Annotated in this window: 22 protein-coding genes; 8 read left to right on the plus strand and 14 right to left on the minus strand. The window is 73.3% G+C overall.

Annotated features, from left to right (window positions below):
• Positions 1-63: 63 nt before the first annotated feature.
• Positions 64-924, minus strand: a complete 861-nt coding sequence (locus ASG05_RS06870) for a hypothetical protein (RefSeq protein ID WP_056259290.1) — start codon at positions 922-924, stop codon at positions 64-66.
• Positions 917-1,486 (minus strand): RNA polymerase sigma factor, encoded by a 570-nt coding sequence (locus ASG05_RS06875; protein WP_056259293.1) that lies wholly within the window; start codon positions 1,484-1,486, stop codon positions 917-919. Before ASG05_RS06875 ends, ASG05_RS06870 begins: the two co-directional genes overlap by 8 nt.
• 197 nt (positions 1,487-1,683) lie before the next feature.
• On the opposite strand from ASG05_RS06875, the gene ASG05_RS06880 reads away from it, so the two are divergent.
• On the plus strand, positions 1,684-2,415 hold the full coding sequence (locus ASG05_RS06880) for a CHRD domain-containing protein (protein WP_056260693.1): 732 nt from the start codon (positions 1,684-1,686) through the stop codon (positions 2,413-2,415).
• A 1-nt stretch (position 2,416) separates the two neighbouring features.
• Positions 2,417-3,049, plus strand: a complete 633-nt coding sequence (locus ASG05_RS06885) for a class F sortase (protein WP_235491433.1) — start codon at positions 2,417-2,419, stop codon at positions 3,047-3,049.
• Positions 3,050-3,118: 69 nt separating this feature from the next.
• On the opposite strand, the gene ASG05_RS06890 is transcribed toward ASG05_RS06885, so the two are convergent.
• The 8 genes from ASG05_RS06890 to ASG05_RS06925 form a co-directional block, all read right to left on the minus strand.
• Positions 3,119-4,303, minus strand: a complete 1,185-nt coding sequence (locus ASG05_RS06890) for a M28 family metallopeptidase (RefSeq protein WP_056259296.1) — start codon at positions 4,301-4,303, stop codon at positions 3,119-3,121.
• Positions 4,300-5,550 carry a hypothetical protein gene (locus ASG05_RS06895; protein WP_056259298.1) on the minus strand — a complete coding sequence of 417 codons (1,251 nt, stop codon included), beginning with the start codon at positions 5,548-5,550 and terminating at the stop codon, positions 4,300-4,302. Before ASG05_RS06895 ends, ASG05_RS06890 begins: the two co-directional genes overlap by 4 nt.
• The gene (locus ASG05_RS06900; protein WP_056259300.1) at positions 5,547-6,236 is read right to left on the minus strand and encodes a TenA family protein; all 690 of its coding nucleotides are present in this window, start codon (positions 6,234-6,236) and stop codon (positions 5,547-5,549) included. Before ASG05_RS06900 ends, ASG05_RS06895 begins: the two co-directional genes overlap by 4 nt.
• Positions 6,218-6,967: a glutamine amidotransferase gene (locus ASG05_RS06905; RefSeq protein ID WP_056259302.1), complete on the minus strand. Its 750-nt coding sequence runs from the start codon at positions 6,965-6,967 to the stop codon at positions 6,218-6,220. The genes ASG05_RS06900 and ASG05_RS06905 overlap by 19 nt, the downstream gene beginning before the upstream one ends.
• 70 nt (positions 6,968-7,037) lie before the next feature.
• Positions 7,038-8,126, minus strand: a complete 1,089-nt coding sequence (locus tag ASG05_RS06910; RefSeq protein ID WP_056259304.1) for a phosphotriesterase — start codon at positions 8,124-8,126, stop codon at positions 7,038-7,040.
• Positions 8,123-9,178, minus strand: coding sequence for an ABC transporter permease (locus tag ASG05_RS06915; protein WP_056259307.1), 1,056 nt, complete (start codon positions 9,176-9,178; stop codon positions 8,123-8,125). The genes ASG05_RS06910 and ASG05_RS06915 overlap by 4 nt, the downstream gene beginning before the upstream one ends.
• Positions 9,175-9,930 carry an ATP-binding cassette domain-containing protein gene (locus ASG05_RS06920; protein ID WP_056259309.1) on the minus strand — a complete coding sequence of 252 codons (756 nt, stop codon included), beginning with the start codon at positions 9,928-9,930 and terminating at the stop codon, positions 9,175-9,177. The genes ASG05_RS06915 and ASG05_RS06920 overlap by 4 nt, the downstream gene beginning before the upstream one ends.
• On the minus strand, positions 9,930-10,961 hold the full coding sequence (locus ASG05_RS06925) for a substrate-binding domain-containing protein (protein ID WP_056259311.1): 1,032 nt from the start codon (positions 10,959-10,961) through the stop codon (positions 9,930-9,932). The genes ASG05_RS06920 and ASG05_RS06925 overlap by 1 nt, the downstream gene beginning before the upstream one ends.
• Before the next feature lie 254 nt (positions 10,962-11,215).
• On the opposite strand from ASG05_RS06925, the gene ASG05_RS06930 reads away from it, so the two are divergent.
• Positions 11,216-12,220, plus strand: coding sequence for a LacI family DNA-binding transcriptional regulator (locus ASG05_RS06930; RefSeq protein WP_056260697.1), 1,005 nt, complete (start codon positions 11,216-11,218; stop codon positions 12,218-12,220).
• A gap of 113 nt (positions 12,221-12,333) precedes the next feature.
• On the opposite strand, the gene ASG05_RS06935 is transcribed toward ASG05_RS06930, so the two are convergent.
• Positions 12,334-13,446: a M20 family metallopeptidase gene (locus tag ASG05_RS06935; protein WP_056259312.1), complete on the minus strand. Its 1,113-nt coding sequence runs from the start codon at positions 13,444-13,446 to the stop codon at positions 12,334-12,336.
• A gap of 133 nt (positions 13,447-13,579) precedes the next feature.
• Between ASG05_RS06935 and ASG05_RS06940 the strand changes: the two genes are divergently transcribed.
• Positions 13,580-14,116 (plus strand): Rho termination factor N-terminal domain-containing protein, encoded by a 537-nt coding sequence (locus tag ASG05_RS06940; RefSeq protein ID WP_056259314.1) that lies wholly within the window; start codon positions 13,580-13,582, stop codon positions 14,114-14,116.
• Between the two features lie 126 nt (positions 14,117-14,242).
• A complete protein-coding gene (locus ASG05_RS06945) occupies positions 14,243-14,875 on the plus strand; it encodes a Pr6Pr family membrane protein (RefSeq protein ID WP_056259316.1) in 633 nt (210 codons plus the stop codon).
• Between the two features lie 185 nt (positions 14,876-15,060).
• Here ASG05_RS06945 and ASG05_RS06950 read toward each other — a convergent pair whose 3' ends face one another.
• The gene (locus ASG05_RS06950) at positions 15,061-15,633 is read right to left on the minus strand and encodes a YdeI family protein (protein ID WP_056259318.1); all 573 of its coding nucleotides are present in this window, start codon (positions 15,631-15,633) and stop codon (positions 15,061-15,063) included.
• A 225-nt stretch (positions 15,634-15,858) separates the two neighbouring features.
• On the opposite strand from ASG05_RS06950, the gene ASG05_RS16585 reads away from it, so the two are divergent.
• Positions 15,859-17,337: a CDP-alcohol phosphatidyltransferase family protein gene (locus ASG05_RS16585; protein WP_162240638.1), complete on the plus strand. Its 1,479-nt coding sequence runs from the start codon at positions 15,859-15,861 to the stop codon at positions 17,335-17,337.
• 18 nt (positions 17,338-17,355) lie between these two features.
• Here the strand turns inward: ASG05_RS16585 and ASG05_RS06960 are convergent, their stop codons facing one another.
• Entirely contained in the window at positions 17,356-18,159 is an 804-nt protein-coding gene (locus ASG05_RS06960) for a LysE/ArgO family amino acid transporter (RefSeq protein ID WP_056259320.1), read from the minus strand.
• A 69-nt stretch (positions 18,160-18,228) separates the two neighbouring features.
• On the opposite strand from ASG05_RS06960, the gene ASG05_RS06965 reads away from it, so the two are divergent.
• Positions 18,229-19,206 carry a LysR family transcriptional regulator ArgP gene (locus ASG05_RS06965; protein WP_056259321.1) on the plus strand — a complete coding sequence of 326 codons (978 nt, stop codon included), beginning with the start codon at positions 18,229-18,231 and terminating at the stop codon, positions 19,204-19,206.
• A gap of 278 nt (positions 19,207-19,484) precedes the next feature.
• Here the strand turns inward: ASG05_RS06965 and ASG05_RS06970 are convergent, their stop codons facing one another.
• Positions 19,485-21,695 (minus strand): NADP-dependent isocitrate dehydrogenase, encoded by a 2,211-nt coding sequence (locus tag ASG05_RS06970; RefSeq protein WP_056259322.1) that lies wholly within the window; start codon positions 21,693-21,695, stop codon positions 19,485-19,487.
• A gap of 274 nt (positions 21,696-21,969) precedes the next feature.
• Here ASG05_RS06970 and ASG05_RS06975 point away from each other — a divergent pair, with 274 nt between their 5' ends.
• Complete coding sequence (locus ASG05_RS06975; RefSeq protein ID WP_255354546.1) at positions 21,970-23,508, plus strand: O-acetylhomoserine aminocarboxypropyltransferase/cysteine synthase family protein; 1,539 nt, start codon at positions 21,970-21,972, stop codon at positions 23,506-23,508.
• The last annotated feature ends 1 nt before the right edge of the window (position 23,509 follow it).

Genomic DNA, 23,509 nt, shown 5'->3' on the forward strand with positions numbered 1-23,509 from the left:
CAGGAGGCGCGGGTCGGCTCGTGCGCAGGAGGCGCGGGTCGGCTCGAGCGCAGGAGGCGCGGGTCAGCTCGCGACCGGCGGCACCGACGCGACTGCGATGTCGTGCCCGTCGGCCGCACGGATCTCGACCGAGGCCACGTCGGGACGCAGCACGGCGGCGTTCAGCCGGCAGTCGACGCGGACGTCCGAGCCGAGGAAGGCCCCGGACTCGTACTCGCGCCCGTCGTCACCGACCACGACGACGGTGAACGCCGAACCCGTCGGCAGGCCGTCGACGCTCAGCACGGTCTCGGTGCCCCAGGTGTGGGCGACGAGGTCGCCGTCGAGGTCGACCCCGGCCGGCTGACCGGTGAAGTCGACGTGCTCGGTGGCTCCCAGGGTGCCGGCCGGGCCGTCGACGACGGTGTCGCGGGGCGTCGCGAGCAGGGCTCCTCCCCCGGCGCCGACGGCGAGGCACGCCGCGGCGGCGACGGCGATCAGCAGGGGGCGTCGGCCGCGACCCGAGCGGGCGGCGGCGACGTGCGGGCCGATCCGCGTGACAGTCGCGTCGGCACCGTCCGCAGCGTCCGCGTCGTCCCCCGCAGCGCCAGCTCCGCCGGCAGCACCAGCGACGCCGAAGGCCCCTCCGGCGTCGATCGCGGCGACCCGGTCGCGGAGCCGGTCGCTCGGGGCGACGTCGTCCCAGCGGCCGAACGTCGACAGCCCCCCGACGACGACGCCGAGCGAGTCGAGCTCGGCGTCGACGCCCGGGTCGGCGGCACGCAGCTCGTCGAACTCGGCGCGTTCGGCCGGCGAGAGGTCGTCCGCGAGCGCCGCGGCGATCAGTTCGTCGCGACGGGAACCCCCGAGACCGGCACCGTACCCGGCCCCGCCCTCGGCCCTGGGGCCAGCCCCGCCCTCGGCATCTGGCGTGCGGTCAGTCATCGGTCGTCTCGCCTTCGTCGAGGTGGGTGCGCAGGGCGCGCAGCGCGTGGAACACGCGGGTGCGCAGGGTCGCGACGGGGACGCCCGTGCGGTCGGACACCTCGCGGTAGCTGAGGCCCTCGAGGTGGACGGCCACGACGGCCGCCCGGTGGTCGTCGCTCAGGCGGGCGAGGCCCTCGGCCATGCCCAGTCGCTCGAGCGGGTCGGCCACGGTCGCCACCGGTTCGGGCGCGTGGTCGTAGGGCACGAGCGACGGGGTGCGTCCCCGTGCGCGGTGCACGTCGAGCACCACGCGGCGTTCGATGGCGAAGAGCCAGGTGCGGACGCTGCCGCGGTCGGCGTCGAACGAGTCGCGGGCCCGCCAGGCGCGCACGAACGTCTCCTGCACGCAGTCCTCGGCCAGCGACCGGTCGCGCAGGGCGTTGACGGCGAAGCCCAGCAGCGCCGAGCCGTGCTCGACGAACGCGGCCCGGACGTCGAGCCCGGGCGACCCCTCGCTCATCGGGCTCCGATCTGTCGTGCGGCTCGAGACGGGAGCGGCGCGACCCATGACGGCGATCATCCGCCTGACCTCCAGCCTATCCACGCCGGTCGCGGATGCCGACGGGGTGTACGTCCGCCGCGCCTCCCGCGTTCACCGTGCCGGGCACGAACTTTCTCGGACCCCGGGTGAACGCATCGGCCGGTGCCGACGTAGGCCCTGTCGAGCGGCACCCGTCCGGGGGCCGCCCCGTCGAGAGGACCCGGAGCATGCCGAAGATGACGCGCACGACCAAGAAGACCGCCATCCGCACCCTGACGATCGGCGGTGCCGCCGCCACCGCCGTCACCCTGTTCGCCGCGACCCCCGCGTTCGCCGAGACCGAGGTGCCCGAGCCGTCCACCTTCACCAGCGCCTACACGGTCATGGCGACGCCCGACCAGGTGATCAACAACGACGGGGTCGCGACCCCGGGCGAGCCCGGCGCGACCGGCACGTTCGACTTCCGCGTCAACAGCGACACCGAGGTCATCTGCTACGACATCACGCTGCGCGGCGTGACCGGCGACTACCAGAGCCCGGCGAAGACCGCGACGCACATCCACGAGGCGGCGACGGGCCAGGCGGGCCCGCCGCGCATCGCGTTCCCCAACCCGGTCGACCGCGGTGACGGCACGCGCACGAGCAGCGGCTGCCTGCAGGGTCCGTTCACGACGGGCGTCATGAGCGCAGCCGGGTCCGACACGGGCACCGGTTTCAGCCTCAAGCAGCTCGAGGCGAACCCGGCCGGCTTCACGGGCGACTCGCACACGGCCTCGTTCGGGGCCGGCGTGGTCCGCGGCCAGCTGACGCAGGTGCCGGTCGGCGGCGTCGACACCGGACTCGGAGGCGCGGCCACCGAGGGCGGGACGGCCGGCTTCGGCCTCGCCGCCGGTGGTGCCGGCGCGCTGGCCCTGCTCGGCGCGGGCGCGTACGTCCTGACCCGTCGTCACCACCAGGCGCAGGCCTGACGTGCGCCGCCCCCTGTTCCCGACGGTCGTCGCCGCCGTCGTCGTGCTGGCCCTGACCGGGTGCGCGTCGCCCGGGGTGGTCGCACCGACGGCGTCGTCGACCCCGGGGGCGGGGGCGGGCGCTTCGCCGACCGCGGCTCCGTCGGCGACCGGCACCGCGCCTCCCGCGGTCGACGCGGTGGTCGGCGTGGGCGTGGCCCCGGCGGCCGTGTCGGTGCCAGCGATCGGGCTCGACGCCCCGCTGATCGACCTCGGCATCGCCGACGACGGCGCGATGGAGGTGCCCGTCGACGCCGACGACGTCGGGTGGTTCACCGGCGGCGGACGGCCCGGCGGGCGCGGACCGACGGTCATCGCCGCGCACGTCGACTCGGCCTCCGGGCCCGCGGTGTTCGCGCGACTCGACGAGCTCGTCGCGGGCGACCGCGTCGACGTGACGACGGTCGAGGGCGGCGTGGTCGGCTACGTGGTGACCGAGGTGCTCGACGTGCCGAAGGCCGAGTTCCCGACCGGGCGGGTCTTCGGCGCGCAGCCGACCGACCAGCTGCGGCTGATCACCTGCGGTGGCGTCTTCGACCGCTCGTCGGGGCACTACGACCAGAACCGGATCGTCTTCGCCGAGCCGGTCGGCTGAGAGGCAGAGCGGGCGAGCCGGGTCGGGTCAGACCGGACCGACCCCGCCGACCGGCCCGGCCGCCCGCGCCTACAGCACCCCGGGAGGCGCGGCGCGGGTGGGCCGCGCCAGGGTCGCCACGAGGTGCTCGACGAGCGGCACCGTCCAGGCCACGTTCGCCGCGATGCCCCGGTTCGGCTCGTCGTCGGGCTGGTGCAACCGGTGCAGGTCGTTGAACGTCAGGAACGCGCTCGGCACGCCGGCACGGTAGAACGACGCGTCGTCGGTGCCGGTCGTCGGCGGGAACCGGGTCACGAGTTCGAGGTCGGGCCGGGTCGCCGCAGCGTGCTGCAGCAGGGCCGAGCGGAACGCCGTCGAGAACGCCTCGGGCGCCCCGAAGGCCTCGACGAACGAGCCGCGGCCGAGCCCGTCGACGTTCAGCACGTAGTCGATCGCGTCGAGGTCGGCGGTCGAGGCTGTGTCGACGAAGTGCCGCGACCCGCCCAGGTGCCACTCCTCGGCCGTGAAGAACACGAGGCGGACCGACGGCACCGGCGGCTCGGCCGCCCACTTCTCGGCGAGGTGCAGCAGGGCGATGGTCCCGCTGCCGTTGTCGTAGGCGCCGGCGGTGTTGAAGAAGCTGTCGTAGTGGGCGCAGAGCAGCACTGACCCGTCGCCCGTGCCCGGCACGTCCACGATCAGGTTGTCGCTCGTCGCCGCCTCGACGGCACCACTGTCGGCCTCGACCTCGACGACGAGCGCCTTGCCGTCGCCCAGCCATTCGGTCAGCTGCAGGCCGTCGAGCCGCCCGATCGCGAGGTGCGCGACCTCGAGGTCCGACCCCGAGGGCAGGGGCTGCGGCGCGGCGGGGCCGTCGTCCCGGGCGTGCAGGTACGCGAGCACGCGCCCGTCGTCGTCGGTCACGACGAACTTGCGCCAGGTCATCGAGTCACCCCAGAGCCCCTGGGGGCCGACGGCCTCGACCGTGCCGCGACGCGGGCCGCCCGTGGAACCGCTCCAGAGCATCGGCCAGGCGGGCAGCTCACGGGCGATCGGCTCGTGCACGACCACGCGGTGCACCGCTCCCGGCTGCCACCCCGGCAGCGTCACGGCCTGTCGCTCGACCGGCCACCCGACCGTGCCCAGGTGCTGCTCGAGCCAGTCGGCTGCGGCGGCGATGCCCGGCGTGCCGTGGAAGCGCGGACCGTGCTCCACGAGCGCGACGAGGTCGTCGTAGGCGCGGTCGACGGCCTCGGGGTCGGTCTCGGGGGTCATGTCGTTCCTCTCGGGGACGGGGCGGTGCTCGGGGACGGAGTGCTGCTCGGGGACGGGGTGCTGCTCGGGGTGGTCGACGGAGCGAGCGGCGTCGGCGGGGCCGTCGACGACCCGAGGAGGCGCGGTGCGACCCCCCGGGCGGCTCGCGCCACCGTCGCGGCCGGCACCCCGAGCAGGTGCTGGGCCACGCGGGCGACGTCGTCGGTCCGACCCCGGAACCACCAGCTCGAGAACCGGTCGGTGACGGGCCCGGGTCGCGGACCGAGCACGGGGGTGCCGCGCGCCTCGATCTCGGCGAACCCGCCGAGCCCGCCGTCGTCGTCGTAGAGGTGCAGCGAGTCGCCCCGGACGCCGGGCGACGGGTCGGGCTCCTCGGAGTACTCGGCGGACGGGTCGCTGTGGCTGCCGCGCACGAACAACACGGCGCGGTCGTCGGCAGGCTCGCCCACGGCGCGTACGTGGCCGACGCGGCCGGTGACGTGCGGTGCGGCGAAGCCGATCTTGAAGCGGTCCGCGCCGGTGAGCGACACGGCGACGCCGCCCGGCACCTCGGCCAGCAGGTCGCCGACGGGCTCGTAGTAGTCGGTCACCTGCGCCTCGGGCACGGCCGCGACGAACGCGGTCCCCCCGGGCCGGACCTGGTCGAGCACCCACGACTCGGCCTCGTGCGCACCGTCCGAGGCGATCTCGAGGCGGACCTCGGTCACGTAGCCGCCGTACTCGACGCCGTCGGCCACGGACGCCCCGTCACCGCTCGCGGCCGACGCCCCGCGCAGGTGGCGCAGCGGGTGCGCCGCGGGCCGGACGACCAACCCCAGCTCGGCCCGGACGGCCCCCGTCGGCTCGGTGAAGGCCTCGAGCTCGGCGACCCGGGTCATCGTGACGCGGTCGGCCGTGCGCTCGAGGTCGTGCCGACCGGGGTCGAGAGACGGCGGCATCTCGTAGCTGCCCCAGTAGTCGCTGCGGTCGCGGATCATGTAGGCGATCTCGGGGCCGATCCAGACCCGGTCGCCCCCGACGTTCCAGTCGCCGCCGGCCAGCAGCGCGCCGAACGAGGCGTCGTCTCCGAAGGCGTCGGGCAGCCAGTTCTCGGCCTCGCCCGCCGCGAAGAACGGCCCGTAGACGCGGCCGCCGTACGACGAGACGACCACGACGGCGTCGGGCCCCACGATCAGCCGCTCGAAGGCGATGCCGGCCGCGGAGAGGCGAGCCTCGACGGCAGCGAGGTCGACGGCGGGCCCGGTCACGCCGCGACCTCGTCGAGGGCGCTCGCGTGGAACGCGTCCTCGGCCCGCAGCAGGGCCACGAACCAGCGGTCCAGCTGTGCGTCGGTCACGTCGGCGGGCAGCTCGTCGACCAGCTGGTGCAAGGAGCCGACCTGTTCACGGAACGACCCGGTCACGTGCAGGTCGATCCACTCCTGGACGTCGGCGGGCCGGGCCACCGGCCGCGCGGCTGCCTGCGTGCACCAGCGCAGGTACAGGGTCTCGGCGGCGGCGAGGCTCGTGACCACCCCGGCGTAGCCGCCCTCGTCGAGCGCGGCCGTCACCGTCGCCTCGAGGACGGAGGCGCGGCGCAGCAGGTCACCCCGGGTCGCCTCGTCGACGGGTCGGGTCGCGAGCAACCGCTCGAAGTACCGGCTCTGCGGGCCGACCAGGTCGGCCACCGCCGCCGCGTGACGCTCGGCCCTCGACCACTCGGGCTGCTGCCAGAGGCAGTACCCGGCGAGTCGGGCGGCGGTCCGGACGAACGCCTGCTCGATCGCGAGGTAGCGACCGAACTCGTCGTCGTCGACGGTGCCGTCGGCCATCCGGGCGAGCAGCGGCACGGCCGCCGACGCGTCGAGCTCGCCCGAGCAGCGCGCGACGAGCGCGGCGGCCCGCCCTGCCCGGCCCGCCGAGGGGCCGGCCGGCGTCAGCGGCTGGTCAGCCACGAGACGATGCCCTGGAACACCTTGGCGTAGCCGCTCCACTCGTCGCAGAAGGCCGGCGGCGCCCAGTGCGGCGAGCAGTCGCTCGTGAAGACCGCGGTGCGCCCGGCGCCGGCCTCGCCGACGACGACGAGCGGGTCGCCGTCCAGGCGGGCCAGTTCGACGGCACCCGGCTTGACGACCGTGCGGTTGTAGCCGAGCAGCAGGGGCCACTCGGTGCCGGCACCGCCGAGGGCGGGGTGGTCGGCGTCGAGCACGGTCGCGACCACGCCGGCCGGGCGCTCGACTCGGTCGTCGCCGATCAGCAGCTCGACCGGCAGCACGTCGGCTATCTCGGTCCGGGCGTAGCCCGCGCGACCCTGCCAACCCGAGAACGACAGGTAGCCGCCGATCATCAGCAGCGCACCTCCCGCCTCGACCCAGCGGGCGAGCTCCTGCACGCGGTCGCGACCGGGGATGCTCTTCTCGAAGACGGCGGGCGCGAGCTGCAGCGAGTTGACGCCGATGTCGGACAGCACCACGACGTCGAAGGCGTCCAGCGCCTCCTGGGTCTCGGGGAACTCGGTCGGCACGAGGTGCGCGGGCAGGTGGACGACCTCGTGGCCGCCGGCCTGCAGGGCGGCCCGCAGTTGCGCGACGCCTTCGGTGTACGAGTGGGCGGTGAACTCGTCGACGCCCTTGGTGTGGGTGGTCGCGGTGATCCAGCTCTCGCCGGCGATGAGGATGCGGGACATGGTGGTGCCTTCCGGTGGGGACGGGACGGGACGAGGAGGCGCGCGCGGCTCACGGCCGCACGGTCGCCTCTCAGCGGGTCAGGGCCGCGCCCTCGAAGAGGACGCGGACGTTGCGGGTGCCGACGCCGTGCACGACGTCGGCGTCGACGCCGAGGTCGACGAGGCGGTCGAGGAACACGGCGGGGATGTACGAGAGGCCGTTGCCGCCGTGCCGACGCAGCATGCTCTTGAGGAACAGGTCGTGGCTGAAGAGCAGGCGACGGCCGAACCCGGCCGACACGAGGCGGGCGATCGCCGCGGCCGTCTCGACGGGCGACGGCGACTGGCCCTCGCCCGGCAGCGAGAAGCGGTACGGCATGCCGATCATGTCGAACTCGAGCCAGACGCCGCGCTCGGCGAGGCTGCGCTGGTAGTCGGGGTCGGAACCCGAGGGGTCCATGTGGCAGAGGACGACCGCGGTCGGGTCGACGCCCTCGTCGCGCAGCACGACGTCGAGCACGCGACCGCCGTGGCGGACGAAGCCGGGCAGGTGGACGAACATCGGCAGGCCGGTCTCGCGCTGCAGGCGACAGGCGGCCCGCAGCGAGCGCTCCTCGCGCTCGGTGAAGCCGGGAGAGACGCCGATCTCGCCGATGACGCCCGAGCGGGGCAGGCCCGTCTCGGCCGGGTCGGCCCGGAACCGGGCGACGAGACGCGCGGCCAGGTCGTCGACGCTGTCGGTGCCCGTGGCCTCGGGGTGGAACCTCTCGAGGTACCAGCCGCCGCCCGTGACGACGTTCACCCCGCTGCGGCGCGAGATCTCGGCGAGCCGCCGCGGGTCGCGGCCCTGGCCGTCCGAGGTCAGCTCGATCACCGTGCTGCCTCCGAGGTCGCGGAACGCCACGAGTTCGTCGACCGCGTCGTCGTCGCCGTCGAGCACGCAGTTGTCGCGGCAGGCGAGCGGTCGGTCGCGCAGCAGCCAGGCGATGTCGGCGGTGACGGGGGCGTCGAACAGCTCGGGGAACTCGGGGTCGGGTTCGAGGCCGCCCTCCTCGATGCTGTTGATCAGGTGCTCGTGCGGCAACGTGTAGCCGAGCCGGTCGCTCGGCACGGGGCCGGTCACCGTCTGCACGTCGACGACCGCGGTCGTCTCGACGCCGAACCCTCCGACGCGGCTCATCGGGTCACCACCTTGCGCACGAGGTCGGTGAACGAGCCGCCGCGCAGGTTGATCCAGATGACGATGATCAACAGACTGCCGGTGACGATGGGCACGATGTAGGGGCTGAGGCCGAGCAGCGTGAGGCCGTTCGTGATGACGCCGGTCAAGATGGCGCCGATCGCGGTGCCGATGACGCTGCCCTTGCCGCCGAGCAGGTTCGTGCCGCCGATCACGACGGCGGTGATGACCGTCATCGCGAAGTCGACGCCCGAGTTGGCGTCACCCGAGCCGAGGCGGGCCGCGGTGATGATGCCCGCGGCCCCGGCCGCCGTGCCGCTGAGCACGAGGGCCGTCATCTTGACGAAGCGGGTGTCGACGCCGGCCCGTCGGACCGACTCCTCGTTCGAGCCGATGCCGGTGATGTACTGGCCGAACCGCATGCGCTGCAGGCCGACGATGCCGACGCCGACGATGATCAGCGCGAGCCAGGCGGGGTAGCCGAGGCCGAACAGGCGCCCCTGGCCGACCTGGGCGAAGATCAGGCCGGAGCCGATCGCGATCGAGTAGCCCTTCGTGATCAGCAGGGCGACGCCCCGCACGATCGACATGGTGGCCAGCGTGACGATGAACGACGGGATGCCCTGGTAGCTCGAGAACCAGCCGTTGACCAGCCCGCAGAGCGCGCCGACGGCGAGGCAGATCACCATGACGAGCACCGACTCGAGCCCGGCCCTCAGCAGCACCGCCCCGATCACCGAGACGAGGGCGAGCGTCGACCCGACCGAGAGGTCGATCATGCCCGCCGTGATGACGAAGGTCATCGCCACGGCCACGATGGCCGCCGGGGCGACCTGCACGGCGACGTTGCGCAGGTTCGTCCCGGTGAGGAAGGTCGGGGTCGCCACCGAGAAGACGACGATCACGACGAGCGTCACGACGAGCATGAGCAGCGTCGACTTGTTGACCCGTTGCAGGGCCTCCCAGCGTCGCTCGCGGGCCGCGGCGGGGCCGTGGCCCCGCCCCGGCTCGGGGCCGTCGGTGCGGGTGGGGTCAGAGGTCGTCGTGGTCATGCGGCGGCGCTCCCTTCTCGGGTGATCATGTCGACGAGCGACTCGATGGTCAGGTCGTCGATGCGGGCGTCGTCGACGCTCCGGCCCTCGTACATGACGGTGATGCGGTCGCAGACCCGGAAGAGGTCCTGCAGCCGGTGGGTGATCAGGATCACGCCGACCCCGCGGGCCGCGACCTCCTTGATGAGGCGCAGCACCGACTCGACCTCGGTCACCGCGAGGGCCGCGGTCGGTTCGTCGAGGATCAGCACGTCGGGGTCGACCGAGGCGGCGCGGGCGATGGCGACCGACTGGCGCTGCCCGCCCGAGAGCTGCGAGATCAGCTGGTGGGTCGAGGTGACCCGGACGCCGAACTCCTTCAGCACGGCCGTGGCCTCGGCGTGCATCTCGCCGACCTTGAGGAACGGCCCGATCCGCGGCTCGCGACCGAGGAACAGGTTGGCGGCGACGTTCAGGCTGTCGCACAGGGCGAGGTCTTGGTAGACGATGCCGATGTCCTCGGCCTGGGCGTCGCTCGGGGACTGGAACCGCACCTCCTTGCCCTTGATGCTGATGCGGCCGCCGTCGTGCTGCACCGAACCGGCGAGCACCTTCATCAGCGTGGACTTGCCGGCGCCGTTGTCGCCGACGAGGCCGAGCACCTCGCCCCGGGCCAGGCGCAGGTCGACGCCGCGCAGCACGTCGACGGCGCCGTACGACTTGCGGATGCCCTCGAGTTCGACGAGCAGGTCGTCCGTCGTGACGTCGGTCATCAGCCCTCCAGGTAGTACGAGAAGTCGGACAGGTTGTCGGGCGTGACGATCGTGATCGGCACGTCGACCGTCGCGGGCACGTCTCCGGTGCCGCAGGCGAGGTTGATGGCGGCCTTCGCGGCCTCGTAGCCGAACCCGAAGGTGTCCTGCTGGATGACCGCCTTGACGTAGCCGTCCTGCAGCCCCTCGACGGCCGAGGCCGAGAGGTCCCAGCCGACGATGCTGACCCGGTCCTGGGCGCCCTGGCTCTTCACGGCGGCGATCGCGCCGTTCAGGGCCGGCTCGCCCGTCGCGTAGATGTACTCGAGGTCGGGGTTGCCCGTGAGCAGGTTCTCGGCCGCCGCCTGGGCGTCCTCGTTGACGTTCTGGCCGTCGACGATCGTGCCGATGGTCATGCCGCCGGCCTCGACTGCGTCGGTGAAGCCGTTCTGGCGCTGGATCTGGATCGCGCTGTTCAGGGCGCCGACGACGCCGACCTCGCCCGTGCCCCCGGTCAGCTCGAGGAAGGCCTCGCCGAGCTGGGCCCCGCCGTCCTCGTTCGCCGTGCCGACGTACGAGTCGATGGCCGAGGCGTCCTCGACCGAACCGTCGGCCGCGACGACGGGGATGCCGGCCGCCTTCGCGGCGGTCAGGGCGGGGATCAACGCCGTCGCGTCGACCGGGTCCACGATCAGCGCGTCGACGCCCGACGCGACGAGGTTCTCGACGCCCGAGACCTGCGTGGCGCTGTCGTTGTCGCCGCTGACGATCTGCAGGTCGGCGCCGGCCTCGTCGGCGACGTCCTGCACGCCCTCGTTCATCTGCGTGAAGAAGGCGGTCTGCTCGTTGATGTCGACCATTCCGAGCTGGAGCGTGCCGCCGCCGTCGGGGGCACAGGCCTGCGGGACGTCGGTCGGGGCGGGGCGCGTGGCGGTGGTGGCCCCGGGCGCGGCGCCGGAGGTGGTGCTCGCGGTGGAGTCGCAGCCGGCGAGGGTGCCGACCGCGAGGGCGCCCACGGCGAGGGCGGTGAGGACGGTGCGGGTCGAGGGCATGAGGGGCCTTCCTGGAGAGGACGAGGTGGAGCATGCGGGGACTGACGGGGGCGGTCTCGTCGGGGGCGAGAACGGTGGGCAATCGATTGCCGACTGGAACTGCGTCAAGAGTGACGCCTTCGTGTTTCGAGTGTCAACACCTTTGTGTTTCCGACGTGTAAAAGAGATCGGCGGTCGGCAATCGGTTTCCCGCAGGCACCCGCTACGATGGTGTCCTCCCCCGTCGTCCCGTGACCGCCGCCCCCGAGGAGCCCATGAACGCCGTCACCATCTCGGACGTCGCCCGCCGCGCGGGCGTCTCGTCCGCGACGGTCTCGCGCGTGATGTCGGCGTCACGCCCCGTCGGGCCCGAGGTCGAGGCCCGGGTGCGGCTCGCAGCCGACGAGCTCGGCTACTCGGGCAACGGCATCGCCCGCGCCCTGCGCACCCGCCGCACCGACACGGTCGGCATGGTCGTGCCGAGCATCCTCAACCCGTTCTTTACCACCCTGGTCGACAGCCTCGAGAGCGCGTTGCACGGCCAGGGCAAGCACCTGTTCCTCTGCGACTCGAGGCAGGACCCCGCCGTCGAGGCCGACCACCTGCGCTCGCTCATCGAACGTCACGTCGACGGCATCGTCGTCAGCCCGGTGCACGACACCGAGAGCGCGGCGGCGGTCGCGGCGTCAGCCAGGGCCGTGCCCCTGGTGCAGCTCGACCGCCGCGTCGACGTGCCCGACACCGACTGGATCGGCCTCGACGACGCCGAGGCGATGAAGCTCGTGCTGACGCACCTGGCGGGCACCGGCGCCCGGTCGGCGGCGTTCGTCACGTCCGAGCTGACGAACTCGTCGACGACCCTGCGCCTCCGGGGGTTTCGGCACTGGTCGGCCGAGCTCGGCATCCGTGAGGTGCGCGACGGCGTCGTCCTCGGCGACTACTCGGTCGACAGCGGCGACGCCGCCGCCCGGAGGCTGCTCGCGTCGGACGACCGACCCGACGCCATCGTCTGCGCCGACGACCTCATCGCCATGGGCGTGCTGCGGGCCGCTCGCGAGCTCGGTGTCCGTGTACCCGACGAACTGCAGGTCACAGGCTTCGACGACATCGTCTTCGCCTCGTACGTGACCCCGGCGTTGACGACCCTGGCGCAGCCCACCGACCGCATGGCCAGCGAGGCCCTTCGGCTGCTGTCCCTCCGCGGGACGACAGGAGGCGCGGGTGGCGGAGCCCGCATCTCGTTCGCCCCGAGACTGGTCCGGCGGCAGAGCACGCGGTGATCGTGCCCTTGGCCGATCGGCCGGCGGCCCGGCGGCCCGGCAGCCCGGCAGCCCGGCAGCCCGGCAGCCCGGCAGCCCGGCGGCCCGTCGCGACGCGTCGCCCGGTGGCGCCGTCAGTGCCCGGCGGCCCAGCGTTCGCCCGCGTGGCGGTATTGCGGGACCGCCCGCACGACCGCCTCGATCGACACCGACTCGTCCACGGTGTGCACCACGGTCGGGTCGCCCGGGCCCCAGACCACGACCGGCACCCCGTCGTCCAGCGAGCGGACGAGCACCGAGGCGTCCGTGAAGTACGAGGCGGGCGCCTCCGAGACCGGGGCACCCAGGCCGGCGAGCCAGGGGTGGTCGCGCGGGGTCCACACGGCGGCGAGGTCGAGGTCGACGCGGACGTCGGTCACCTCGGGCTGGTCCCGCCACCACCCGACGAGCTCGTCGACGTCGTCGCGGACGACCCGCAGGTCGATGCGCGCCTCGCAGGTGTCGGGCACGATGTTCGGCACGCTGCCGCCCGACACGACACCGACGTTCACGGTCTCGCGGCCGAGGTCGGCGTGGGCCGTGAGCGGGAGGTGGTCCAGACGCCCGAGCACGGTCACCAGGTCGAGGATCGCGTTGTGGCCTCGCTCGGGCGTGCTGCCGTGGGCGGCGACGCCCGAGGTGCGCACCGTCAGCCAGAGCGCGCCGCGGTGGCCGAGCACGACCCGGCCGTCGGTCGACTCGGGGACGACGACGGCCCCGACCCGGTGACCGGCCAGCAGGTCGACCACCGCCGGGGCACCGAGGCAGCCGACCTCCTCGCCCGTCGAGACGGCGAGCGCGACGGGTGCGCCGCTCCGCAGGAGGTCGCGGACGGCGACCACCGACGCCGCGAGCCCGGACTTCATGTCGGACGACCCCCGCCCGTACAGGCGGTCACCCACGACGACCGAGCCGAAGGGGTCGTGGCTCCAGGCCGCGGCGTCGGTCACGGGCACGACGTCGGCGTGCGACGCGAAGACGAGCAGCGGACCGTCGGAGGCGATGGTCGTCGGCGAGACCAGGAGCGCCGTGGGCTCACCGTCGACCCCGCGAGCGAAGGCGACCCGCGCCTCCTCGACGCCGTCGAACTCGGAGGCGACGCGGCGCAGGACGGCGCCTTCACCGGCCGTGCCACTCGTCGAGTCGATCGCGACGAGGTCGCGCAGCAGGGCGATCACGGGGGCGTGGTCCGAGGTCGAGGGCGTCATGCCGACACGCTAGCGGCCGGTGCCCGACGGCTCGGGTCGTCACGTGCCCCTGGACGTGATCCCAGGGCGTCGTGCCAGCGTGGGGGCACACGCCCGCAAGCCCGACACGCCCGACCGAAGGGGACAGCCGACCATGGCCGACCAGAAGAAGCTCACGAAATCCGCCACCAAGGCCTACGACAAGGCCGAGGACGCCGTCGCCGACGCCCGCAAGGCGGTCGACGAGGCCCGACGCCGGGCGAAGAAGCTGACGAAGAAGTCCCGCCCGAAGGTCGCCCCGCTCGAAGACGCGCTCGACGAGGCCACCGCCGGCCTCGGTGGCGCGAAGAAGGCGCTGAAGAAGGCCAAGCAGGCGTCGAAGGGGGCACCGGAGTCCTCGAAGGACTCGTCGTCGAAGGGGTCGAAGGGGTCGAAGGGCTCGTCGGAGTCCCCCGAGGGATCGTCGACCTCGACCTCGACCGCGACCCCGGCCGAGCCTCGCTCGATCTACACCCCGCCGCTGCCCGAGGTCGACGAGACGACCGTGTCCACGCCCGACGGGCCCGACGCCCACGTCGACCTGCACGCGCAGACCCTCGTCGCCCTGCGCGCCCTCGCCCGCACGAAGGGCGTCACCAACGTGTCGCGGTACACCAAGGCCGCCCTGATCGAGAAGATCGAGCAGGCCTGACCCGTCGCGCCACCGCGCCCCGCGGGCGTGTTCGTGCCGGACGGGCGTCCGTCGACGCCCGTCACGTAAGAACACGCCCGCCTGGCGGGCGGTGATCCGAACGCCACGCATCACTAGGGTGAGGACATGACGCGTGCTCAGCTGATGGTCCCCTACCGGTTCGCGTTCGCGGCCCTGTCGCTCGTCGCGGTCGTCGCCCAGTTCGGCGTTCAGCTCGAGAACGACTACGGCATCGTCAACTTCTTCTCGTACTTCACGAACCTCGGCAACCTGTTCGCCGTCGTGGTCTTCGTCGTCGGCGGCGTCCGCACGCTGCGGCGTCGCCCGGGCAGCCGCGCCTGGGACACCGTGCGCCTGATCTCGGTCGTCAACATGGTCTTCATCGGCCTCGTGTTCAACGTGCTGCTCACCGAGGTGAGCGGTGGCGTGCTGCCCTGGGTGAACGTCATCGTGCACATCGTCATGCCGATCGCCGTGCTGGTCGACTGGCTCGTGCTGCCCGTCGGTCGCCGCCTGCCGTGGTCGGCCGCCGCGGTCGGGCTCGTCGTGCCCGTGGCCTACAGCGTCTACTCGCTCGTCCGCGGCTCGATCACCGGCTTCTACCCGTACCCCTTCTACAATCCGGAGGCGCTGGGCGGCTACGGTCCCGTGGCCGTCTACATGGTGTTGCTGCTCGTCGCACTCGCCGTGCTCTCGCTCGCCCTGGTGGGCCTCGCGCGCCTGGCGGGCCGCTTCTGGAAGCAGCGCACGCACCGCTGACGCGACCCGCGCCTCCTGCGGTCGCCGCGTCAGCGCCGCTGCCGCCACTGTTTAACCATCACGCCACGAAGTGGACACCGCGCCACGTTTTTGCGTGGCGCGGTGTCCATTTCGTGGCGGTATGGGGCCGGCCGACGTCGAACCCGGCCCGAAGTCGAGCCTCGCGGCGTGCGGCACGGCGCGGCTCAGCGGTAGTGCTGCTCGCCCCGGGCCGCAGCGGCGACCACGTCGCGGATGCGCGCCGCCCGGGTCTCGGGTCGCCTTAACGCCGCCAGCCGGAAGTACACCCGGAACCGCTCGGTCTTGGTCAGCGACGCGAAGTGCGCGGCCGCGGCCGGGTCGGCGTCGAGGGCGGCCTGCAGGTCGTCGGGCGGCACGGCGTCCTTCTGCCGGTAGGCGGCGTCCCAGCGACCGTCGGCCTTGGCCCGGTCGACCTCGGCCTGCCCCGCCGGGGTCATGCGCCCCTCGGCGACCAGGCGGGCGACGTGCTCGCGGTTGACCTGCGACCACGGGCTGGCCTTCCGCCGCGGCTGGAACGCGGTCAGCATGTAATCGTCGTCGAGCCGGCTGCCCTGACCGTCGATCCACCCGTGGCAGAGGGCCTCGTCGAGCGCCTCGGACCACGTCATGCCCGGCGCAGTCGAGCGCACCTTGCGCAGCTTCAGCCGCACCCCGCCCGCATCGGGGTCACCCTCGAGGTACTCGCGCCACTGCTCGACAGTCACGTCGAGCACGGGCTTGTCGGCGAAGCTGACCATGCCGAGACCCTACCGACCCGCGACCGCCCCGCACCCGCCACACCCCGGCCCAGCCCGGCCCCGCCCCACCTCCGGACCGCGCCACCCCTCCCCCGTGACCATGCGACCCATCCCCCGGGACCACCCCGGCCCCTCCCCCGGGACCACGCCACCCCGCACACCGGACGACCCCGCCCCGTCCCCCGGACGATGCGCCTGCTCGTCCCGCTCCCCTAGCCTGGCGGGATGGACATCATCGGGTGGATCACCGACATCGGCTCGACGCTGCCGACCCCGCTCGTCTGGGCGTTGGGTGCCCTCTTCTCGTTCACCGAGTCCGGCCTCGGCCTCGGCGTGTTCGTGCCGGGCGAGACCATCGTGCTGCTGCTCGCGGCGACCTTCGACAGCCCGGGGCCCGCGGTCGCGTTCTTCGTGTGCGTGGCGGTCGGCGGCTCGCTCGGCGACCACGTCGGCTACCTGCTCGGCCGCCGGTTCGGCACCGGGTTCCGCGACACCCGCATCATCCGCAAGATCGGCGTCGACAGCTGGGACCGCGCGGTCGCCGTGCTCGAACGCCGGGGTGCCGCCGCGGTGTTCCTCACCCGTCTCGTGCCGGTCGTCCGCACCCTGACCCCTGCGGCGGCCGGGGTCGCGAACGTGCCCTACCGGTCGTTCCTGCCCGCGTCGTTCGGCGGGGCGCTGACCTGGGCGGCGGTCTACGTCGGCATCGGGTTCCTGCTGCGATCGTCGCTCGAGGCGGCGCAGCAGTACCTCGGCACGTTCTCGTCCTGGGCGTTGATCGGCGCGGCCGTCGTCGTCGCGATCGTCTTCGTCGTGCGGCTCGTGCGCCGTCGACGGGCTGCCGCCGCCGAGACCGCCCTGGCCCCGGGCGCGTCGACCGGCGCCGTCGACGAGACCGTCGCGGCCGACGACGCCACCGCGCGAGCCGACGCGGCGTCCCGCGACGGGTCGTCCCTCGACACGACGGACGAGGAGGCGCGGGCCGGCGACCGAGGGCCCGTCGCGTCGGCCGTCCACGCGGCCGGGCACGCCGTGGCCGACCCGGTGGTGGCGGGGGCGACCGCCTCGGGCGAGTTCGTGGCCGAGCACCTGTCGTCCCGTCGGCTCGCAGCCCTGCGTCACCGCCTCTTCGAGGTGGACGAGTGGCGGACCGTGCCCAACGCGATCACGGCCGCGCGCCTCCTGCTGCTGCCGGTCTTCGCCGGCCTGCTGCTCGCCGAGCTGTGGTGGGCGGCCCTGGCCGTCATCGCCGTCGTGTTCGCGACCGACTGGCTCGACGGCTTCGTGGCGCGGCGCACCGACTCGGTCTCGGTGCTGGGGTCGTGGCTCGACCCGGTGACCGACCGGCTGACCGTCGTCGTCGTGGCCGTGGCCTTCGCGGCGGCGGACGTCTTCGGCTGGCAGGAAGCCGTGCTGCTGATGGTGCCCGACGTGCTGCTCGCCGTCGGCGCCGTGGTGGCGTTCCGCGGCGACCCGGCCGTCCCGGTGTGGTGGGCCGGACGACTGCGGACCGGGCTCTGCTTCGTCGGCCTCGCCGTGCTGCTGCTCGGCGTCGCCCTCGGCGGCCCCGAGTGGACCGCCGTGATCGGCGTCGGCTACCTGGTCTTCCTGGTCGGGCTGGTCTTCCACTACGTGTCGGCCGTGCACTACGCGCGGGTCATGCTCGTCCGCTGGCAGCGCGCGATCGCCGAACGCCCGGTCTGAGGGCGGCGCGACCAGCCGTCACAGACCGAACAGCAGCCTGAGCCCGAGGGCGACCATCACCACGGCGATCACCGCGTCGAGCACCCGCCAGGCGGCGGGCCTCGCGAACACCGGACGCAGGAGGCGCGCGCCGAACCCCAGCGCCGAGAACCACACGAGGCTGCCCGCGATCGCGCCGCCCGCGAACCACCAGCGCAGCTCGGGCGGCTGGTGGTTCGCGACCGACCCGAGGAAGACGATCGTGTCGAGGTAGGTGTGCGGGTTCAGCCACGTGAAGGCCAGGGCCGCGAGGACGGCGGGGACGACCCGGGCGGGGGCGACGGCCGGAGCGGGCGATGTCGCAGCCGCGGCCGGTGCGGGCTGTGACGCAGCCGCAGCCGGTGCGGGCGGTGACGCAGCAGGTGCTTCTGAGGCGCGCGCCTGCGGGGCGCGCGCGGCGCCGTCGGCCGACACCGCGCCTCCTGCGGGCGTGCCCACGAGCGCCGGCGTCGGCGCGACGTCGACGGTCAGGGCCCCCACCGGTCGGATGGCCCGCTTCGCGGCGAACGCACCGTAGACCAGCAAGAACCCGGCGCCGACGAGCTGCACGACGACGACGGCCTGCGGCGCCGCCTCGACGAGTGCTCCGACGCCGGCCACCCCCGCGCTGATGAGCACCGCGTCGCTGACCGCGCACACCACGACGACCGGGACGACGACGCGCGTGACCGCCCGTAGCCCGACGCGCAGCACGTAGGCGTTCTGGGCGCCGATCGCGACGATCAGGGCGAGGCTCGTGCCGAACCCGAACAGGACGGCGGGCAGCACGGTCGCGAAGGTCATGACGTCACGTTAGAGCCGGCTCGGGGCATCGGTCCAACTCATGTTCGTGATGCTGCATAAGCTCTGCTCATGACCCGGTTTCCGCTCGACCAGCTCGACACGCTCCGGACGATCGTCGACGAGGGCACGTTCGAGGCGGCCGCGCGACGCCTGCACGTGACGCAGTCGGCGGTGTCGCAACGCGTCAAGCAACTCGAACGCTCGGCGGGGCGGGTGCTGCTGCGCCGCACGACGCCGGTCACCACGACCGAGGCCGGCGACGTGCTGCTGCGTCACGCCCGGCAGGTCGACCTGCTCGCCTCGGATGCGCTCGCCCGGCTGGGCGGCGACCCCGCGCACCGTGCCGACGGCGACGGGTCGGACGACCCCGTGCCGACGACGCTGCCGATCGCGGTCAACGCCGACTCGACGGCGACCTGGTTCCTCGAGGCGCTGGCCTGCGTGCCGCCGAGCGTGCCCGTCGTCTTCGACCTGCGCCGGGCCGACCAGCAGCACACGGCCGAACTGCTGCGGTCGGGCGACGTGCTCGCCGCGGTCACCGCCACCCGCGAGGCCGTCCAGGGGTGCAGCTCGGAGCCGCTCGGCGTCATGCGCTACCGAGCCGTCGCCAGCCCGGGGTTCGTCGAGCGGTGGCTGGACGGAGACCCCGTCAGTCTCGACGAGGCGGGCACGACGCGTTCGCCACGCGCACCCGGCAGCCCCGACCTCGAGCCGCTCGATCGCGCCCCGATGGTCGTCTTCGACCGCACCGACGACCTGCAGCACGACTTCGTGCGTCGGCTCACCGGCCGCGAGCCGCTCTCGCCCCGGCACCACGTGCCCGCGTCGGCCGACTTCGCCCGGGCCGTCGTGCTCGGCCTCGGCTGGGGCATGCTGCCCGAGGCCCAGGCCACCCCCGAGCTCGCGGCCGGTCGCCTCGTCGAGCTGGCCCCCGCCGACCCGGTCGACGTGCCGCTTTTCTGGCAACGCTGGACCCTCGCGTCCCCCCTGCTCGACGCCGTCTCCGACGCCGTCCGCGCCACCGCCCGTCGCGCCCTGCACCCCTGACGCCCCGTCCGCCTCACGCCCCGTCCGCCTCACGCCCCGTCCGCCTGAAGCCCTACCAGTTGGTCGAGTGGTCCCGAATCGTCCTCGGCGACGCCACGAAGGACGATTCGGGACCACTCGACCGCTCGACCACTCGACCCCCTCGACTGCTCGACCACTCAACGACTCGACCACTCGACGACTCGACGACCGACGACCGACGACCGACGACCGGACGGACGGACGACAGGAGGCGCGGTGCCGACCGGCACCGCGCCTCCTGTTCTCGAGAGGGTCGCCTACAGCGTCGCGAGCGCCTCGTTCAGCGTGTGCGACGGGCGCATCACGGCCTCGGTCTTGGCGGCGTCGGGGTGGTAGTAGCCCCCGATGTCGACCGCCGTGCCCTGGGGCTCGATCAGCTCGGCGACGATGGCCTCTTCGGACTCGCCGAGGGTGGTGGCGAGGCCCGAGAAGGCGGCGGCCAGCTCGGCGTCGTCGGTCTGCGTGGCGAGCTCGTCGGCCCAGTACTTGGCCAGGTAGAAGTGGCTGCCGCGGTTGTCGATCGAGCCGAGCTTGCGGCCCGGCGACTTGTTCTCGTCGAGGAAGGTGCCGGTGGCGCGGTCGAGCGTGTCGGCGAGGATCTGCGCGCGGGCGTTGCCGGTCGAGGTCGCCAGGTGCTCGAAGCTGACGGCCAGCGCGAGGAACTCACCGAGGCTGTCCCACCGCAGGTAGTCCTGCTCGACGAGCTGCGAGACGTGCTTCGGGGCCGAGCCGCCGGCGCCGGTCTCGAACAGGCCACCACCGTTGATCAGCGGGACGACCGAGAGCATCTTGGCCGAGGTGCCGAGCTCCATGATCGGGAACAGGTCGGTGAGGTAGTCGCGCAGCACGTTGCCCGTGACCGAGATGGTGTCGTCGCCGCGGCGGATGCGCTCGAGCGAGAACGCCATCGCGTCGACCGGCGACAGGATCTCGATCTGCAGGCCGTCGGTGTCGTGCTCGGCGAGGTAGGTGCGCACGAGGCCGATCAGGGTCGCGTCGTGGGCGCGGGTCTCGTCCAGCCAGAACACGGCGGGCGTCTGGCTGGCCCGGGCGCGGGTGACGGCGAGCTTGACCCAGTCGCGGATCGGGACGTCTTTCGTCTGGCAGGCGCGCCAGATGTCGCCCGTGGCGACCTCGTGCTCGATCAGCGTCTCGCCCGCCTGGTTCACCACGCGGACGGTGCCGTCGGCGGGCACCTCGAAGGTCTTGTCGTGCGAGCCGTACTCTTCGGCGGCCTGGGCCATCAGGCCGACGTTCGGCACCGAGCCCATGGTGGCGGGGTCGAACGCGCCGTTCGCGCGGCAGTCGTCGAGCACGGCCTGGTAGATGCCGGCGTAGCTCGAGTCGGGGATCACCGCGAGGGTGTCGTGCTCGTCGCCGTCGGGGCCCCACATGTGACCCGAGGTGCGGATCATCGCGGGCATCGAGGCGTCGACGATGACGTCGCTCGGCACGTGCAGATTGGTGACGCCCTTGTCGGAGTCGACCATGGCCAGGTCGGGCCCGTCGGCGATGCCCTGGTCGAACGCGGCCCTGATCTCGTCGCCGTTCGGCAGTGCCGCGAGGCCCTGCAGGATGCCGTTGAGGCCGTTGGCCGGGTCGAGCCCGGCGGCCCGCAGGTCGGCGCCGTACTGCTCGAACACCCGCGGGAAGAACGCGCGGATGACGTGGCCGAACAAGATGGGGTCGCTTATCTTCATCATCGTCGCCTTGAGGTGCACCGAGAACAGCACGCCCTCGGCCTCGGCGCGCTCGATCTGTGCGGCCAGGAACTCGTGCAGCGCGGCGACGTGCAGCACGGTGCCGTCGACGACCTCGCCGGCCAGCACGGGGATCGACTCGCGCAGCACCTGGGTCTCGCCGTCGGTGCCGACGAACTCGATGCGCAGGGTGTCGTCGGCCGGGACGACCACGGTCTTCTCGTTCGACCGGAAGTCGTCGACGCCCATCGTGGCGACGTTCGTCTTCGAGTCGGCCGTCCAGGCACCCATGCGGTGCGGGTGCTTGCGGGCGTAGTTCTTGACCGAGAGCGGTGCGCGCCGGTCGCTGTTGCCCTCGCGCAGCACGGGGTTGACCGCGCTGCCCTTGACCTTGTCGTAGCGGGCCTTGACGTCGCGCTCGGCGTCGGTCGAGGGCGAGTCGGGGTAGTCGGGCAGGTCGTAGCCCTGCGACTGCAGTTCTTTCACCGCGGCCTTGAGCTGCGGCATCGACGCCGAGATGTTCGGCAGCTTGATGATGTTGGCCTCGGGCGTCTTCGCCAGGGCCCCCAGCTCGGCCAGGGCGTCGCCCTGGCGCTGCTCGTCGGTGAGACGCTCGGGGAACTGGCTGACGATGCGGCCGGCCAGCGAGATGTCGCGGGTCTCGACGTCGACCCCCGCGGTCTTGGCGTAGGCCTGGATGATGGGCAAGAACGAGTAGGTCGCCAGCATCGGCGCCTCGTCCGTGAGCGTGTAGATGATCTTCGCCATGCGGCAGGTGCTCCCTCGTTGTCGGGCATGCGTGTGCTCGGTCGTGCCCCTACGCTACTCGCGCAGAGATCTCTCGACATGAAGATACATGCCCCGTCTGGGCGACCCCGCCGCGGCCCGCCCTGGGGACGAGACGAACGCCGGAGGCGCGGGTCGAGTCCGCTGCAGGCTCGCGCCGGGCGCGGTAACCGGGCGTCACGGTCCTTGGTCGCCCCGCGTCGTCGGTGGCAGGCTGCACCGCACCGCGGCATCGACCCGCGACGAGGAGGCACCCGTGACCCACACCGCACCGCACGAGCCGACGCAGCCCGAGCCGACGCCGCCCGCACCGACGCCGCCCACGCCGACGCAGCACGAGCCCGCCGGCTTCACCACGCGCCAGGTGCACGCCGGCGCCTCGCCCGAGGCCGCGCACGGCGCCCGGGTCACGCCGGTCCACCTCAGCGCGGGCTTCGTCTTCGACAGCTTCGAGCACGCCCGCGAGCGCTTCGCGGGCGACGACGAGGGCTACCTCTACACCCGTAACGGCAACCCGACCACCGACGAGGTCGAGCGTCGGCTCGCCGACCTCGAGGGCGGGGCCGAGGCGATCCTCGTCGCGAGCGGTCAGGCGGCCACGACCTCGGCCCTGCTCGGCATCGTCCAGGCCGGCGACCGCGTGCTCTCGTCGCGCAGCATCTACGAGGGCAACCGCGGCCTGCTGCTGCAGAACTTCGGCCGTCTGGGCATCGGCGTGGACTTCGTCGACGACGCCACCGACCTCGCCGAGTGGGAGCGCCGCATCGGCCCCGACACGCGAGTCCTGTTCGGCGAACCCATCCCCAACCCGAAGAACGACCTGCTCGACGTCGCCGGCCTGGCCGAGGTCGCGCACCGCCACGGCCTGCCGCTCGTCGTCGACAACACGCTCGCGACGCCCTACCTGCTGCGGCCGATCGAGTTCGGGGCCGACGTCGTCGTGCACTCGACGAGCAAGTTCCTGGCCGGTCACGGCACGGCGCTCGGTGGGGTCGTCGTCGACGCCGGCACCTTCGACTGGTCGGCCCGACCCGAGCTGTTCCCGCACCTGAACCAGCCAGAGCGCTCGTTCGGCGGCTGCAGCTGGGCGGAGCGGCTCGGCCGGCGGGCGTTCGTCTCGTACACCCGAGAGATCGTGGTCTCGCGCTTCGGCCCGACGCCTTCGCCGCTCAACGCCTTCCTGTTGCGTCAAGGGGTCGAGACCCTCTCGCTGCGCGTCGAACGGCACTCGAGCAACGCCCTCGCGATCGCGCGCTGGCTCGAGGCGCGCCCCGAGGTGTCGAGCGTCGACTACTCCGGGCTCGAGTCGAGCCCGTCGTACGCCCTGGCGCAGCGTCAGCTGCCGCGCGGCCAGGGCTCGGTGTTCTCGTTCACCCTGGCGGGCGGCGAGGCGGACGCTGCGGCCTTCGTCGACGCCGTCGAGCTGTTCAGCCGCATGACGCACCTCGGTGACGTCCGCTCGCTCGTGCTGCACCCGGCCTCGACCACGCACGCGGGTCGCACCCCGGCCGAGCGCGACGCGGCCGGCATCTGGCCCGGCCTGCTGCGCCTGTCGATCGGCATCGAAGACCTCGGCGACCTGCTGCGCGACCTCGAGCGCGGGCTTGCCGCGGTCCGCGAACAGGCCGCGGCACGGACGACGGACGCAGGAGGCGCGGGTCGCCGAGCGCGCCTCCTCGGTTCCGAGCACGGGGCCGCCGCCGAGGCGGGCGCCGACCAGCCCGGCGCCGACGCGGTCGACGCCGACGGGGTCGACGCCGGCAGCCGCACCTCCCGCCAGCCCGTGGACGCCTGAC

Source organism: Frigoribacterium sp. Leaf186 (assembly GCF_001423905.1).
GTDB lineage: Bacteria > Actinomycetota > Actinomycetes > Actinomycetales > Microbacteriaceae > Frigoribacterium.

Excerpts from the sequence above, each read along its gene's own strand:
- ASG05_RS06870 (WP_056259290.1), bottom strand. The coding sequence starts at position 924 with ATGACTGACCGCACGCCAGATGCCGAGGGCGGGGCTGGCCCCAGGGCC.
- ASG05_RS06875 (WP_056259293.1), bottom strand. The coding sequence starts at position 1,486 with ATGATCGCCGTCATGGGTCGCGCCGCTCCCGTCTCGAGCCGCACGACA.
- ASG05_RS06880 (WP_056260693.1), top strand. The coding sequence starts at position 1,684 with ATGACGCGCACGACCAAGAAGACCGCCATCCGCACCCTGACGATCGGC.
- ASG05_RS06890 (WP_056259296.1), bottom strand. The coding sequence starts at position 4,303 with ATGACCCCCGAGACCGACCCCGAGGCCGTCGACCGCGCCTACGACGAC.
- ASG05_RS06905 (WP_056259302.1), bottom strand. The coding sequence starts at position 6,967 with ATGTCCCGCATCCTCATCGCCGGCGAGAGCTGGATCACCGCGACCACC.
- ASG05_RS06910 (WP_056259304.1), bottom strand. The coding sequence starts at position 8,126 with ATGAGCCGCGTCGGAGGGTTCGGCGTCGAGACGACCGCGGTCGTCGAC.
- ASG05_RS06915 (WP_056259307.1), bottom strand. The coding sequence starts at position 9,178 with ATGACCACGACGACCTCTGACCCCACCCGCACCGACGGCCCCGAGCCG.
- ASG05_RS06920 (WP_056259309.1), bottom strand. The coding sequence starts at position 9,930 with ATGACCGACGTCACGACGGACGACCTGCTCGTCGAACTCGAGGGCATC.
- ASG05_RS06925 (WP_056259311.1), bottom strand. The coding sequence starts at position 10,961 with ATGCCCTCGACCCGCACCGTCCTCACCGCCCTCGCCGTGGGCGCCCTC.
- ASG05_RS06930 (WP_056260697.1), top strand. The coding sequence starts at position 11,216 with ATGAACGCCGTCACCATCTCGGACGTCGCCCGCCGCGCGGGCGTCTCG.
- ASG05_RS06935 (WP_056259312.1), bottom strand. The coding sequence starts at position 13,446 with ATGACGCCCTCGACCTCGGACCACGCCCCCGTGATCGCCCTGCTGCGC.
- ASG05_RS06940 (WP_056259314.1), top strand. The coding sequence starts at position 13,580 with ATGGCCGACCAGAAGAAGCTCACGAAATCCGCCACCAAGGCCTACGAC.
- ASG05_RS06945 (WP_056259316.1), top strand. The coding sequence starts at position 14,243 with ATGACGCGTGCTCAGCTGATGGTCCCCTACCGGTTCGCGTTCGCGGCC.
- ASG05_RS06950 (WP_056259318.1), bottom strand. The coding sequence starts at position 15,633 with ATGGTCAGCTTCGCCGACAAGCCCGTGCTCGACGTGACTGTCGAGCAG.
- ASG05_RS16585 (WP_162240638.1), top strand. The coding sequence starts at position 15,859 with ATGGACATCATCGGGTGGATCACCGACATCGGCTCGACGCTGCCGACC.
- ASG05_RS06960 (WP_056259320.1), bottom strand. The coding sequence starts at position 18,159 with ATGACCTTCGCGACCGTGCTGCCCGCCGTCCTGTTCGGGTTCGGCACG.
- ASG05_RS06965 (WP_056259321.1), top strand. The coding sequence starts at position 18,229 with ATGACCCGGTTTCCGCTCGACCAGCTCGACACGCTCCGGACGATCGTC.
- ASG05_RS06970 (WP_056259322.1), bottom strand. The coding sequence starts at position 21,695 with ATGGCGAAGATCATCTACACGCTCACGGACGAGGCGCCGATGCTGGCG.